General features: G+C 49.1%; 11 protein-coding genes. 8 read left to right on the top strand and 3 right to left on the bottom strand.

Annotation, left to right across the window (positions count from 1 at the left end; genetic code table 11):
- Nucleotides 1-11 precede the first annotated feature (11 nt).
- The 7 genes from F0U83_RS13145 (at nucleotide 12) to hutH (ending at nucleotide 9,665) form a co-directional block, all read left to right on the top strand.
- A complete protein-coding gene (locus F0U83_RS13145) occupies nucleotides 12-1,298 on the top strand; it encodes a uracil-xanthine permease family protein (protein ID WP_138986774.1) in 1,287 nt (428 codons plus the stop codon).
- Between the two features lie 180 nt (nucleotides 1,299-1,478).
- A complete protein-coding gene (gene gss / locus F0U83_RS13140; RefSeq protein WP_138986775.1) occupies nucleotides 1,479-3,374 on the top strand; it encodes a bifunctional glutathionylspermidine amidase/synthase in 1,896 nt (631 codons plus the stop codon).
- A 33-nt stretch (nucleotides 3,375-3,407) separates the two neighbouring features.
- A complete protein-coding gene (hutC, locus tag F0U83_RS13135) occupies nucleotides 3,408-4,115 on the top strand; it encodes a histidine utilization repressor (protein WP_138986776.1) in 708 nt (235 codons plus the stop codon).
- A gap of 106 nt (nucleotides 4,116-4,221) precedes the next feature.
- Nucleotides 4,222-5,448, top strand: a complete 1,227-nt coding sequence (gene hutI / locus F0U83_RS13130) for an imidazolonepropionase (RefSeq protein ID WP_138986777.1) — start codon at nucleotides 4,222-4,224, stop codon at nucleotides 5,446-5,448.
- Entirely contained in the window at nucleotides 5,441-6,382 is a 942-nt protein-coding gene (hutG, locus tag F0U83_RS13125; RefSeq protein ID WP_138986778.1) for a formimidoylglutamase, read from the top strand. The genes hutI and hutG overlap by 8 nt, the downstream gene beginning before the upstream one ends.
- Before the next feature lie 54 nt (nucleotides 6,383-6,436).
- The gene (gene hutU / locus F0U83_RS13120) at nucleotides 6,437-8,110 is read left to right on the top strand and encodes a urocanate hydratase (protein WP_138986779.1); all 1,674 of its coding nucleotides are present in this window, start codon (nucleotides 6,437-6,439) and stop codon (nucleotides 8,108-8,110) included.
- 22 nt (nucleotides 8,111-8,132) lie between these two features.
- Nucleotides 8,133-9,665 carry a histidine ammonia-lyase gene (gene hutH, locus F0U83_RS13115; protein WP_138986780.1) on the top strand — a complete coding sequence of 511 codons (1,533 nt, stop codon included), beginning with the start codon at nucleotides 8,133-8,135 and terminating at the stop codon, nucleotides 9,663-9,665.
- Between the two features lie 71 nt (nucleotides 9,666-9,736).
- On the opposite strand, the gene F0U83_RS13110 is transcribed toward hutH, so the two are convergent.
- The 3 genes from F0U83_RS13110 to F0U83_RS13100 form a co-directional block, all read right to left on the bottom strand.
- The gene (locus F0U83_RS13110; RefSeq protein WP_138986781.1) at nucleotides 9,737-10,843 is read right to left on the bottom strand and encodes a branched-chain amino acid ABC transporter substrate-binding protein; all 1,107 of its coding nucleotides are present in this window, start codon (nucleotides 10,841-10,843) and stop codon (nucleotides 9,737-9,739) included.
- A gap of 186 nt (nucleotides 10,844-11,029) precedes the next feature.
- Nucleotides 11,030-12,205 (bottom strand): vWA domain-containing protein, encoded by a 1,176-nt coding sequence (locus F0U83_RS13105; protein ID WP_138986782.1) that lies wholly within the window; start codon nucleotides 12,203-12,205, stop codon nucleotides 11,030-11,032.
- A complete protein-coding gene (locus F0U83_RS13100; RefSeq protein WP_138986783.1) occupies nucleotides 12,205-13,050 on the bottom strand; it encodes an AAA family ATPase in 846 nt (281 codons plus the stop codon). Before F0U83_RS13100 ends, F0U83_RS13105 begins: the two co-directional genes overlap by 1 nt.
- 232 nt (nucleotides 13,051-13,282) lie before the next feature.
- On the opposite strand from F0U83_RS13100, the gene F0U83_RS13095 reads away from it, so the two are divergent.
- Nucleotides 13,283-15,145 (top strand): diguanylate cyclase domain-containing protein, encoded by a 1,863-nt coding sequence (locus F0U83_RS13095; RefSeq protein WP_138986784.1) that lies wholly within the window; start codon nucleotides 13,283-13,285, stop codon nucleotides 15,143-15,145.
- Nucleotides 15,146-15,158: the final 13 nt, after the last annotated feature.

The following is a 15,158-nucleotide window of genomic DNA, read 5'->3' as shown; positions in this document are numbered from 1 at the left end:
CTGGAATAAAGATGAATTCAAACGAGTCTGTCTGGAAAAGTGCTTTAGCCGGTTCCCAGATGTTGTTCGTGGCGTTTGGTGCGCTGGTATTAATGCCACTGTTAACGGGTATGGATCCCAGTGTGGCCTTGTTTACCGCCGGTGTAGGTACGCTACTTTTTCAATTTGTGACAAAGCGGATGGTGCCCATCTTTTTGGCGTCGTCATTTGCGTTTATCGCCCCGATTCTTTACAGCGTTCAAACATGGGGGATGTCGGATACTTTAGGTGGTTTGTTTGCTGCGGGTGTTGTTTACATGATCCTCGGAGCGATGGTTAAGCTTAGAGGTGTGGGGTTTCTACATCGTTTAATGCCTCCCGTTGTGACGGGCCCTGTCATCATGGTGATTGGCTTGGGTTTAGCGCCCGTTGCAGTTAATTTAGCGATGGGTAAAACGGGTGATGGTGCTGCTGAATTATTCCCTTATCAGGATGCCATGATTGTTTCGATGATTTCGCTCCTGACCACTTTGCTGGCTGCCTCTTTAGCTAAAGGTATCTTTCGCCTTATACCTATCCTCTTTGGTGTATTGGCCGGTTATATCACAGCGAATGTTATGGGTATGGTCAGTTATGATGCAATTTCTGCGGCCCCCGTTTTTGCTATCCCAAACTTTACGTTACCAACCTTTAACTGGCAGACCATCCTTTTTATGGTGCCTGTTGCGATAGCTCCGGCTATTGAGCATGTTGGAGATATCTTGGCGATCAGCAATGTGACCGGTAAAGATTATGTGAAAAAGCCTGGTTTGCATCGTACGATCTTTGGTGATGGTGTAGCGACATCAGCAGCTGCGTTATTAGGTGGCCCGCCTAATACAACCTATTCTGAAGTTACCGGTGCCGTCATGCTAACGAGGTCATTTAATCCTGCAATCATGATCTGGGCAGCTATTTTTGCGATTCTGATGGCCTTGGTTGCTAAGTTTGGAGCTGCATTGCAAACAATTCCTACACCGGTCATGGGCGGCATTCTTATTTTGTTGTTTGGCTCCATTGCTGCAGTGGGTTTGAATACGCTGATCAAAGCCAAAGTGGATATGGCGCAACAGAGGAACCTGATTATCGTGGCCACGGTTTTGGTTTTTGGAATCGGTGGAATGGTTGTAGGTGGTAATGACTTTAGTCTGCAGGGTATCAGTCTGTGTGGTTTAGTTGCCATTGTACTGAACTTGATTTTGCCAAAAGAGTCTCCTGAATCTGATGATCTTCACGAAGAGCAAGAGGTTGTGGAAGATCTGATCGATCACGCTCGCTAGTAAAATTGTCAATAGAAGAGCTGCAGAGATTATCTAGCGGCTCTCTATTGCGCGGGCACTATTACTGTAGTCAGTGATGAGTGTCTTGCATGCGCGCCCTGCCAATTATATGCTTTGTGATATGAACAGCTCGTCTGGCAAGCCTTCGTTTGTCACTGTATCCGATCAGGATTGAACCCCATGCAACCTAAACAAAAACCTAAAGCCGCACCCTTTGGTACGCTGTTAGGTGTCGCACCTGGCGATGTGCCGGTGTTTTCTTCCGATTATGCATCAGCCGATGATAACGAGTTGCCTAATCGACATGCCTACCGCAGTTATGTGGATGGCATTTTTATGGGTTATAAGTGGCAGTGTGTCGAGTTTGCCCGCCGTTGGTTGTATATCAACCACGGCTACATCTTTGATGATGTGGCGATGGCCTACGATATTTTCCGGTTGCAGAATGTCCGCGTTGTGCAAGATAACACGCGCTTGCCGTTAAAGTCGTTCCGCAATGGCTCGCAACGCCATCCTGAGCCGGGTGCGATGTTGATCTGGAGCGAAGGTGGCGAGTTTGAAATCACTGGCCATGTTGCGATCGTCACCGAAGTTCACCCCGACCGTTTGTGCTTAGTGGAGCAGAACGTTACCCATGAAGTATGGCCACAAGGGCTGGGCTTTTCACGCGCGATACCAGCCAAAGTAACCGACGATGGCGGCTATTGGTTGCGCTGCTCATATGGTGATGCAACCATTCTAGGCTGGGTAATGCAGACTGAAGATGATCTGCATGCCGAAAAAATTGTGCCTGTCGACCCAGCGTTGTTTGATATTGCGTTGCGAGAGCTACCCGAGCCAACCGAGCCTGCCCGTAGTTGGCTGAATGTGGCAAACCCTGATGAAGAAGCGTACGTGGCGATGATGAAAGGCCATAAGCTAAGTAGTCAGGAGGCTGACCGTAACCGTTATATGGTGCTATCAGAAACCGCGCAGCGCGAGTTAAAACGCGCCACCAACGAGTTGCATGCGCTGTTTATGCATGCCACCGATTATGTGTTGCAGGATGAAGCCTTACTGGCCAAGTTTAATATCCCTTCTGCATTGTGGCCGCGTATCCGTCAATCGTGGGATAACCGTCGTAATCAGATGATTACCGGACGCTTTGACTTTGCTATGTCTGCAAAAGGTATCAAGGTATATGAGTATAACTGTGACTCTGCCTCTTGTTACATGGAAGCCGGCTTAGTGCAGGATAAATGGGCCGAATACCGCCATTGCACTGAGGGTGAAGGCTCAGCAGAAGAGCTGATCGAAGAGCTAGTCACGGCGTGGCAGCACAGTGATGTGAACGATGTATTGCATATCATGCAAGACACCGATCTTGAAGAAAGCTACCACGCGCTCTTTATGAAAAAGGCCATCGAAAGCGCAGGTATTCCCTGCAAAGTGATTACCGGTGTGAAAGGGTTGGCGTGGGATAGCGAGGGCAATGTCGTTGATGCCGTTGGCGATAAAATCTGCTGGGTCTGGAAAACTTGGGCGTGGGAAACCGCACTGGATCAGATCCGTGATGAGTGTGCCGATGATGAACGCCGATTAGCAACGTACAGTACCGAGCAGGTACGTAGTGAAACGCCTCGGTTGGTGGATGTATTGCTGCGCCCAGGCGTGATGGTGTACGAGCCTCTTTGGACGTTAATTCCCAGCAATAAAGCTATTTTACCCGTGTTATGGATGCTGTTTCCTGACCATCCTTATTTGCTGGAAAGTCATTTTGAACTGACCCCCGCACTGCAAAAAGCCGGCTATGTGAGTAAGCCGATTGTAGGGCGTTGTGGTGCCAACATCAGCCTGTATGACCGCGAATCCAACCTGATGGAAGAAACTCACGGGCAGTTTGCCGCGCAGGATCAGATTTATCAGGCGTTATGGAAGCTTCCTGATGTGTCGGGATATCGAGCGCAGGTGTGCACCTTCTCTACAGCTGGGCATTTTGCCGGCAGCTGTATGCGGGTTGATTCTGGGCTGGTTATCACCAAAGACAGTGATTTGATTGCACTGCGGGTAGTGGACGATAAGCGCCTGCATCAGTAATAATGCAGGCCTTGTTGTGGATGGAAGTATGTTTTGAACGCCAAACAGCCGCGTTATCAGCAGATCAAACAGCACATTGTTGATGCGATAGACCAAGGGGTTTACCCACCTCACAGCCAGATTCCGACTGAACATGCGCTGGCAGACCTGTTTTCTGTCAGCCGTATGACGGTGAATAAAGCGATTCGCGATCTGGTGCAGGTGGGTTTGCTGATTCGCACGGCGGGGCAAGGCACGTACGTAACGGATCTGAAAGCAGAATCCCCGCTGCAAACGATCAACAACATTGCCGATGAAGTGAAGCTGCGAGGCCACGTCTTTCATAGCGAAGTGCTTTGTTTAGAAGCGATTGCGGCCAGTGAGTCGGTGGCGGTGCAATTAGGTGTTCGAGTAGGCAGCGAGGTGTTTCACTCGCGGGTGCTGCACTTTGAGAATGAGCAACCTATCCAGCTTGAAGAGCGTTATGTGAACCCTGAGTGGGCACCTGAATACTTGGCGCAGGACTTTACCCGCGCCACACCCAATGAGTACCTGAGTAAAAACTGCCCTTTAACCGATATCGAGCACGTTGTCGAAGCAATTTTGCCAACGCCTGATACCGCTAATCTCTTGAAAATCAATACAACCGAGCCTTGTTTGCTTCTATTGCGAAGAACTTGGTCAGCGCGGCACCTCATTAGCTATGCACAGCTGATTCACCCCGGAAAACGCTATAAGCTGCGCTCGCAAATACACCTTTGAGAAACCAATAACACACCTTTTTGAACCAAGCTTTTCTAACGGGATCGCTTGACCCATTCGTTTATCTGTTATATTTGTATATACAAATAAATATTTGAGTATACAAATGCAGGCTTTTATCGACGCAGACCGTTACTGGCTGAATGTAAATCTGGCAACCATGCAGCAAGGGCGCTATGCCGTGCAGCAAGACCGTGCCGTGGCCGTTAAAGATGGCCGCATCAGCGCGATTGAGCCAATGAGTGCGTTGCAAGAATTTATTGGCCGCCCAGAAGCCTTGGCAGGTAAGGGCGGTTGGCTGACGCCCGGTTTAATCGATTGCCATACCCATTTGGTGTTTGCCGGTAACCGCGCCACCGAGTTTGAACAGCGCTTACAAGGTGTGCCCTATGAGCAGATTGCTAAGCAGGGTGGCGGCATTATGGCTACTGTGCGGGCAACGCGGGAGGCATCTGAGCAGCAACTGTTTGATTTGGCGGTGCCGCGCCTTCAGGCCTTGATGCGTGAAGGGGTAACCACGGTCGAAGTGAAGTCGGGCTATGGCTTAAGCGTTGCGGATGAACACAAGCTATTGCGGGTGGCGCGCCGTTTAGGTGAAGTGTTTGCGGTTAATATCGAGCCAACTCTCTTGGGTGCCCACGCACTGCCGTCTGAATATAAAGATAACCCCGATGCTTATATCGCACTCGTGTGTGAGGAGATGATTCCACAAGCAGCAGAGCAGCAACTCACCCGTGCGGTTGATGTGTTTTGTGAAGGCATTGGTTTTACTCCTGCGCAGTGCGAAGCTGTTTTTAGCGCCGCTAAAGCCCACGGGCTGGCCATAAAAGGCCATACAGAGCAACTATCAGATCTGAAAGGCTCACAGCTGGCGGCCAGTATGGGCGCGCTGTCGGTGGATCATCTGGAATATCTGGATGCAACACAGCTACAGCCTCTCGTGGATAACCACACGGTGGCTGTTCTGCTACCGGGAGCATTCTATTTTCTGCGCGAAACTCGCCTACCGCCCATTGAAGCACTGCGCGCGGCGGGCATTCCAATGGCAGTGGCCACCGACTTTAACCCGGGCACCTCACCTTTGGCATCCTTGCGCTGGATGATGGGTATGGCATGCACGTTATTCCGACTAACGCCAGAAGAGGCCTTAGCCGGTGTAACCTGCCATGCCGCTCAGGCGCTGGGTTGTGCTGCTGATCGCGGTTTACTGGCGGTCGGCCAGCGTGCGGATATGGTGCTGTGGGATATTCAGCACCCTGCCGAGCTTGCCTACCAACAAGGCGTATCTTGCCTGAAACAACGTATTTTTAATGGGGAGGTGCATCATGTTTAAAGCGCCCAATATGCAGTTATGGTGTGGCCGTGAAGATCATCTGGAAGGTGAGCAGGGTACGCGCTGGCATCAACACATTAAGCCGTGGCAGGAAGGGGCATCCTCTGGCGTGAGCTTATTGGGCTTTCCCTGTGATCAGGGGGTTATCCGAAATCATGGGCGCCCCGGAGCGCGATTAGGGCCTGATGCGATTCGCAGGATGTTAGCCAACCATGCCTGGCACCTGAAAACGCCGCTGTATGATGCTGGAGATATCGCGTGTGATGACTGCGACCTTGAAAGTGCACAACAGCAACTGGGCGATTGCATTAAACATCTGCTCAAGCAAGGGCAATTGCCGTTGGTGTTAGGGGGCGGCCATGAAGTGGCTTGGGGAAGCTGGCAAGGGCTGAATCAGTTTGCGCAAACACAAACGATACCGCCGGTAGTGGGCATTATTAACTTTGATGCGCACTTTGATCTGCGCGCGTATGACGAACAAGGTAGCTCAGGCACGCCGTTTAAACAGATTGCTGATCGCTGTGCCGAGCAGGGGAGCGCCTTTCACTATGCCTGTTTAGGAGTGGCGCAAAGTGCCAATACGCAGGCGTTATTCAATCGCGCTGACCGGTTAGGCGTGACTTATCGCAGCGATGAAGCGATGGGCATTCTGCAACTGGCCGAAATCCGTCAGCAGTTAGCCGCCTTTATGGCCGAGTGCGATTGGTTGTATCTCACCATTGATCTGGATGTATTACCCGCAGCGGTAGCACCGGGTGTGAGTGCACCCGCTGCCCGGGGGGTGTCGTTAGAGGTGATCGAACCATTGATCGCCGACATCAAAGCCACTGGCAAAATCAAGCTGGTGGATATCGCCGAACTAAACCCAGAAAAAGACATTGATCAGCATACCGCACGGGTAGCCGCCCGTTTGCTGGGGCTGATTGCGCGTTAACGCCTGCATCACCTGCTGTGATGTTGGCAAACGAACATAATAAGAGGAGTAGCCATGAGTTTTACCCGACTAGATACAACGCGTGAGATTCGCGCGCCACACGGCAGCCAGTTGCGCTGCAAAAGTTGGTTAACCGAAGCGGCCTTGCGCATGCTGATGAACAACTTAGACCCCGACGTTGCCGAGCATCCGCAAGCACTGGTGGTTTACGGTGGCATTGGTCGCGCCGCACGCAGCTGGGAGTGCTTCGATAAAATTGTCGAAGTGTTACAGCGCCTTGAAGATGATGAAACACTGTTGGTGCAGTCAGGTAAGCCGGTTGGCGTCTTTAAAACGCACAGTGATGCGCCTCGGGTATTGATTGCTAACTCCAACTTGGTACCGCATTGGGGTAACTGGGAGCATTTTAACGAGCTGGATAAAAAAGGTTTGGCGATGTATGGCCAGATGACCGCAGGCTCGTGGATCTATATCGGCTCGCAGGGCATTGTGCAGGGTACTTACGAAACATTTGTGGCCGTGGCTAAGCAGCACTTTGAAGGTGATGCATCGGGTAAGTGGATTCTTACCGGTGGCTTAGGTGGCATGGGTGGCGCGCAACCGCTGGCGGCGACGATGGCAGGGTTTTCGATGATCGCGGTTGAATGTGATGAAACCCGCATTGATTTCCGTCTGCGTACCCGTTATGTGGATAAAAAAGCAACGTCACTGGATGAAGCGCTGGCCATGATTGAAGCGGCTAAGCAGGCAGGCCAGGCTATTTCTGTTGGCTTATTAGGCAATGCTGCTGATGTCTTTGCAGATCTGGTAACCCGTGGCGTAACGCCTGATGTGGTGACTGATCAAACCTCCGCCCATGACCCACTCAATGGCTATTTGCCACAGGGCTGGAGCATGGCACAGGCTGCACAGATGCGCACGAAAGACGAAGCAGCGGTGGTCAAAGCGGCAAAACAGTCGATGGCTGTGCAGGTGCAAGCCATGTTGGCACTGCAAAGCCGTGGCGCAGCGACGCTGGATTATGGCAACAACATCCGTCAGATGGCACTGGAAGAGGGCGTAGCTAACGCATTTGATTTCCCAGGCTTTGTGCCAGCTTACATTCGCCCGTTGTTCTGTGAAGGTATTGGCCCATTCCGCTGGGCGGCGTTGTCGGGTGATCCTGAAGATATCTACAAAACCGATGCTAAAGTAAAAGAGCTGATTCCGGATAATCCACACCTGCACAACTGGTTGGATATGGCGAAAGAGCGCATCGCGTTTCAGGGGTTGCCGGCGCGTATCTGCTGGGTCGGCCTGAAAGATCGTGCGCGTTTGGCGTTAGCCTTTAACGAAATGGTCAAAAACGGTGAGCTAAAAGCACCGGTGGTGATTGGGCGTGACCATCTAGATTCGGGCTCGGTCGCTAGCCCTAACCGCGAAACCGAAGCGATGTTGGATGGCTCGGATGCAGTATCTGACTGGCCATTACTGAATGCGTTGCTGAACACCGCAGGGGGTGCAACCTGGGTATCAATCCACCATGGCGGTGGCGTTGGTATGGGCTTTAGTCAGCATTCAGGCGTGGTGATTGTTGCCGATGGCACAGACGCTGCGCATGCGCGTTTAAGCCGAGTGCTGCGCAATGACCCAGGTACCGGTGTGATGCGTCATGCTGATGCCGGTTACGATATTGCTAAACAATGTGCACGCGAGCAGCAGCTTGATTTGCCACTGCTGGATCTATAACGGTTTTACAGGAATAAATCCCATGTACGAATTAAATTTAACCCCCGGGACACTGACATTAGCGCAGCTGCGCCGGGTTTTTTTGGAACCTGTAAAGTTATCACTAGATACTGCCTGTTACGAGTCGATTGAGCAAAGTGCGGCGACAGTTCGCCAAGTGATAGAAGAGAACCGGGTCGTTTATGGCATCAATACCGGTTTTGGTTTGCTAGCGAATACTCGTATATCCACAGAAGATCTTGAACTATTGCAGCGTAGTATTGTGCTATCCCATGCCGCTGGGGTTGGGCAGGCGATGCAACCTTCGACGGTTCGCTTGCTGATAGTGCTTAAAATTAACTCACTTGCGCGAGGTTTTTCCGGTATTCGTCGAGAAGTGATAGAGGCGCTTATTACCCTGATCAATGCGGAAGTTTACCCCTGTATTCCTGAGAAAGGCTCGGTTGGTGCTTCAGGCGATCTTGCCCCACTTGCTCATATGAGTACCGTCCTGTTAGGAGAGGGAGAGGTGATCTATAAAGGTGAGCGTATTAGTGGGGCGGCTGGCTTGAAAGTGGCTGGATTGGGACCTATTACACTCGCACCCAAAGAAGGACTTGCACTGCTCAATGGTACTCAGGCATCCACTGCCTTCGCGCTGCAAGGGCTATTTTCGGCGGAAGATTTATATGCTGCAGCGACAGTGGCGGGAGCGCTCTCAGTAGAAGCAGCATTGGGTAGCCGTCGTCCATTTGATGACCGTGTTCATCAGGTTCGAGGACACAAGACTCAGATCGACGCGGCGATGGCTTACCGGCACCTATTGCAGGAGCGTTCCGAAATTGGGGATTCTCATCAAGGGTGTGAGAAGGTACAAGACCCCTACTCATTACGCTGTCAGCCGCAGGTGATGGGGGCGTGCTTACAACAGATCCGTCAGGCTGCTGATGTGTTGCTGGTGGAGGCGAACTCAGTCTCAGATAATCCGTTGGTTTTCGCAGATGATAACGACATCATCTCTGGGGGGAATTTTCATGCAGAGCCTGTTGCTATGGCTGCAGATAATCTGGCGCTGGCGATTGCTGAGATAGGCGCACTATCAGAGCGGCGTATGGCGTTATTAATCGATACAGGTTTGTCGAAGCTGCCTCCGTTCTTAGTCGATAACGGCGGCGTAAATTCCGGTTTTATGATTGCGCAAGTAACCGGTGCTGCATTAGCTTCCGAGAACAAAACCTTAGCGCACCCTGCATCGGTTGATAGTTTGCCCACCTCTGCGAATCAGGAAGATCACGTGTCTATGGCGACCTTTGCGGCGCGCAGATTGCGAGATATGTCTGAAAATACCGCCGGTATTTTAGCGGTGGAGTTATTAGCGGCTTGTCAGGGTATTGATTTTCGGTCACCACTTCAGCCATCGGTACCCTTGCAGAAAGCTCATAGCAAATTAAGGGCGGAGGTGACTTTTTATGATAAAGACCGATATTTTGCGCCGGATATCGAGCGTGCTCAGCGTTTAATACAGCGGGGTGATTTCAATAGTTTAATGCCTGGATCTATGCTACCTAGCTTTTAATTGTTTTTTGTAAAAAGAAACCCCGCCTAGGCGGGGTTCTTTGATATTTGTTACAAGGCTTTAGCTATATATTACAGCGGAGTGCCTGTACCATCCGCATGCCATTTGTAGATGCCAAATTCGAAGCCGATCAGGTCACCCTTTTGGTCCCACTTCAAAGGGCCCATAGCGGTATCGATGGTGTTCCCACGGATTTTATCAGCAACGGTATTGGCGTCTTCTGCACCGACTTCAGCAATCACTTTTGCCATCGTTTGTACGGCTGCAACACTGGTCCATACGAATGGGCCTGTAGGGTCCTGACCTTTTGACTTCATCAGGTCGACGATATCTTTGTTCATATCCAACAGGTCATAACGTGCAGGTAGCGTTACCAAAAGACCTTCAGCGCCTTCACCAGCGATGGTAGAAATCTCTTTGTTACCAACTGCTTCTGGGCCCATAAACTGTGGCTTAAAGCCTGTCGCGTGGCTTTGGCGCATAATCAGGCCAAGTTCGGGGTGGTAGCCGCCATAGTAAACGAAATCCACATTGTTCTTCTTCATCTTGGTAATCAATGATGAGAAGTCTTTATCGCCAGGTGTTACGCCTTCTGTCATAACGATATCGATACCTGCGTCCTTGAGGACTTTGTGTACTGACATCGCAATGCCTTCGCCGTATTGCTGCTTATCATGCACAATAGCTACGCGCTGAGGTTTGATGTTATTTAAAATATATTTGCCAGCCGTAGGGCCTTGGTCAGAGTCTAGGCCGATAGTACGGAAGATAAGCTGGTTTCCGCGTTCTGTGATAGAAGGGTTTGTAGAGCAAGTAATGGCGAGTACGCCTTCTTCTTCATAAACATCGGTTGCTGGCTGTGTAGAGCTGGAGCAAAGGTGCCCAACAACAAATTTAATGCCATCATTGACCACTTTGTTGGCAACGGCGACCGCCTGTTTTGGATCACAAGCGTCATCATATTCAACGGCTTCGATCATCATGCCATTAATACCACCGGCTTTATTGATCAGTTCGATTGCGGCGTGAGTTCCTTGGAATTGCATATCCCCATACTGGGAAACGGTGCCTGTCATTGGACCGGCGATACCGATTTTTAGGGTGTCAGCCGCGTGGGTTGCGACACTGACAGCCATAGATAGGGCCAGAATGCCAAAGGATTTCTTAAGAAGCTTCATTGTTGTTATACCTTTGTTTTTATTGGTTTTTTATTGCCTTTTGAGCGAGTTTCCAAATGGAAACATCTAAAACTACCACATTAAAGCTAGGCTTTGTAGTCTAAAGTCTTACTGATGATTGGGATATAGAGGCAACATGCCCGGACAGAGACTTCACTCGACTGTTCGGGCATCAAGAGGAAACGTTTACTTAGAAAGGTAACGGATACCTGCTTCTAGTCCTTCTAGGGTGAGGGGATACATATGGCCGTCGAGCTGCTGTCGAATCGCATCAGTCGTATGCGTGTAATCCCAAAAACGTTCTTGGGCAGGATTAAGCCAGATGGCTTTTTCCCACGTATCGAGTATTCGCTGAAGCCAGACATAGCCGGCTTCTTCATTCATATGTTCGACGCTACCATAGCGTTGTAATAGTTCATAGGGTGACATGGCAGCGTCTCCTATGAAGATGACGCGATAATCTTTGCCATAGGTATGTATGACATCCAATGTGGATAGCGTGTCATTATGACGACGATGGTTATCCTTCCAGACTTTTTCATAAACGCAGTTATGAAAATAAAAGTATTCGAGGTGTTTGAATTCGCTGCGAGCAGCCGAGAATAGCTGCTCACATAAGTGGATGTAAGGGTCCATAGAGCCGCCAATATCCAGAAACAGGAGTACTTTTGCGGCGTTATGGCGCTCTGGCACCATCTTAATATCCAACATGCCGGCATTTTGTGCTGTTGATCGTATGGTGTCGCTGAGATCTAATTCGTCTGCTGAACCGGTTCGGGCGAATTTACGAAGTTTACGAAGCGCCACTTTGATATTTCGTGTGCCTAACTCAACTTGATCATCTAGATTGCGAAACTCTCGCTTCTCCCACACTTTTACTGCACGTTTATGCTTACTTTCGCCGCCAATGCGAATCCCTTCAGGGTTGTAACCACTGTGTCCGAAGGGAGAAGTTCCGCCGGTACCTATCCATTTATTACCCCCTGCATGACGATCATGCTGCTCATTAAGCCGCTCGTTGAGGGTCTCTAATAGCTTATCCAGACCACCGAGGGCTTCAATCTGCGCTTTTTCCTCATCACTGAGGTTTTTTAAGAACTCAGAACGTAGCCAGTCTTCAGGTATATTGTTATCTGGAAATAAATTTAGCGCCTCAATCCCTTTGAAGTAGTGACCAAAAGCCCGATCAAAGCGATCAAAATGTTTTTCATCCTTGATCAAACAGGTACGGCTGAGTAAATAGAAGTCATCAATACTGGCGAACGCTATTTGTCGCTTTAAAGCTTCTATTAACACCAATAGCTCATTGAGAGAAACGGGTATCTGGGCGCGCCGCAAGGTGTTGAAAAAGTCGATCAGCATTAGCGGTTATCCCGTCGCGCCATAAATGCCAATCGCTGCAACATGTGTAAGTCCTGCTCATTTTTGAGTAGCGCACCGTACAGGGGAGGCATCGCTTGACTGTTGTCTTGATTCTGTAACAGGTCCGCTGGGATATCGTCAGCGATTAACAATTTCAGCCAATCAATGAGTTCAGAAGTTGATGGCTTTTTCTTTAGCGTATTCAAATCACGAATTTTGAAAAATATTTCCATCGCTTCGTGAACAAGGGTTTGCTGGATATTTGGATAGTGAACATCGATGATCTGCTTCATGGTGTCACGATCAGGGAAGTTGATGTAATGGAAGAAGCAACGGCGTAAAAAGGCATCGGGAAGTTCTTTTTCATTATTACTGGTAATAATGATGATGGGTCGATGCTTTGCCTGAACGCGCTCGCCAGTTTCATAGACATAAAATTCCATCTTATCGAGTTCAACCAGAAGGTCATTGGGAAACTCAATATCGGCTTTATCAATCTCATCTATCAGGAGTACTACTTGCTCGTCAGCGTCAAATGCCTCCCATAACATCCCTTTTTTGATGTAGTTTCCGATGTCATATACCTTTTCGTCGCCTAATTGGGAATCCCGCAAACGGGAAACAGCATCATATTCGTAGAGCCCTTGCTGAGCTTTTGTCGTTGATTTGATGTGCCAACGAAGCAGTTTTTTCCCTAAGGACGCCGCCACCTCTTCAGCTAGCATTGTTTTTCCTGTTCCAGGCTCGCCTTTAACCAGCAGCGGGCGTTGAAGCGTGATAGATGCTTTGACGGCCATCTGTAGCTCGTCGGTAGCTACGTATCGTTCGGTACCGTTAAAGTCCATAGTTGAATCCTATAAAAGCTAAGTGATTACCCTGATCTTAACAAAAAAATATTGGCTTTGTCGTGACAGATGCGTTCAGAATGTATGACAAGTTTATTTTTTACTATAGTTAATTGAACGGATACTCAACTTAATCATGCCGTTTGTGAGAAACCTATTGAGGTAGTGTTTGAAGATATTTTTGAATGTGTGCCTTGTTCTGTTTCTGCAGCTCTTCACTGTATCTGCTGCTATGGCAGATCATAAAGATATCAAGCTGCAGCTCAAGTGGAAACATCAGTTTCAGTTTGCTGGGTACTACGCTGCGCTTGAAAAAGGCTATTACGCTGATGCTGGCTTTAATGTGGAGCTGATCGAGGCTGTTGAAGGTGAAGATCCGGTAGATCGCGTACTGGCGGGGGATGTAGATTTTGGTGTAGGCACTTCTGAGTTGATGGTCCACCATGCAGGCGGTGCACCCGTGGTGGTATTGGGTGTGGTTTATCAGCATTCTCCTTTAGGTTTTTTGGCGTTAGAGGGGAGTGGGATTCGAACAGTACATGACCTTGCGGGTAAGCGTGTCATGATGGAACCGGGTGCGGCCGATCTAAAGCTGTATTTGCAGAGGGAAGGGGTGGCTTTAGAAGCCAGTGAAGTCCATAAGCATCAGTACAATACTCAGGCACTGGTAGAAAAACAAGTGGATGCTATGAGTGTATACACGACTGATGAACCTTATACGCTTGAGCGATTAGGATATAGCTATCGCTTGTTTGAGCCAACTTCGGCGGGTATCGATTTTTATGGAGATAATCTCTTTACCACCCAAGCGTTGGTTGAACATGATCCACAGTTAGTGGCTAAGTTTCGTGAAGCGAGCTTTAAAGGGTGGAAGTACGCGATGCAACACCCGGATGAGATCGTCCATTTGATATACAGCAAATATTCGCAGCGGCACTCCATAAATCATCTTCGTTTTGAAGCTCAGGAAATGAAGCGCTTACTTCTTCCGGATTTGGTTGAAGAGGGCTATATGCATATAGATCGTTGGCAACATATCGCCGATACGTATAAAGCGGTGGGGATGCTGCCTAAAGACTATGAGTTTCGAGATTTTTTATATCGTTTGCCTGAAGATCAGAAGCTGGAAAGGCTACAGAATTGGCTGCTAGTCTCGTTTGCTGTAACGCTGCTGATTTTTACAGCGGCCATCTATTTAGTAAGTCTCTATCGGCGTATCTCTTTGAGTGAGAGCAATCTGGCAACTTTGATGGAGCGTGCTCCACTTGCGTTAATGACGCTTGATCACAATGGAACAGTCGTTAGCTGGAATCGTGAGGCCGAAAAGACTTTTGGTTGGGCAGCCTCTGAAGCGGTTGGTTTACCAGTAGTTGATTTGATCGTTCCTGAGTCTGTCAGAGAGCACGTCAAGGCACTTATTCAAAAGGATAATGTTACTACGGCAAATAGCCAATCAGAAAACTGGAACGTTAGAAAAGACGGCTCAATGATTCTCTGTGAGTGGCGTAATACTTATGTTCAGCGGGTCGAGGGGCAATATCATATTATCTGCATGGCAAAAGATATTACCGAGCATAAGGAGTTAGAAGCTCAGCTAAGAGAGATGGCGCATTTTGACCCGCTTACTCAGTTACCTAACCGTATACTTTTTTATGAACGCTTCGATGAGGCGCTATCTCAAGCAAAAGCCGATCAGAGCCTGATGGGGGTTATTTTTCTCGATCTGGATGGTTTTAAAGTCGTAAATGACACCTTTGGTCATGAGGTGGGGGATAGAGTGTTACAGGTTGTTGCTAAGCGCTTAGCAACGTCTGTTCGGGATTCAGATACCGTTGCCCGAATGGGAGGGGATGAGTTTGTGATATTGCTTCCAGGGGTGCGTAATGAAAGTGATGTAGGCCGTGTGATTGATAAAATACAAAGTAAATTGGCCGACCCTGTGCAGCTGGATAGTGAAATATTTAGTTTTAAAGCCAGTATAGGAGTTAGTTTGTACCCGCGTGACGGCCAAATGAAAAATGACCTCTTACGTCATGCAGATAGAGATATGTACAAACAAAAGTATGCTTACCGAAAGGCTGCTGATGTAGGTTAACCACCTACAATCA

The organism is Neptunomonas concharum (assembly GCF_008630635.1).
Classification (GTDB): Bacteria; Pseudomonadota; Gammaproteobacteria; order Pseudomonadales; family Balneatricaceae; genus Neptunomonas; species Neptunomonas concharum.
The sequence above is the reverse complement of the archived record's forward strand: the minus strand, read 5'-3'. Positions and strand labels throughout refer to the sequence as shown.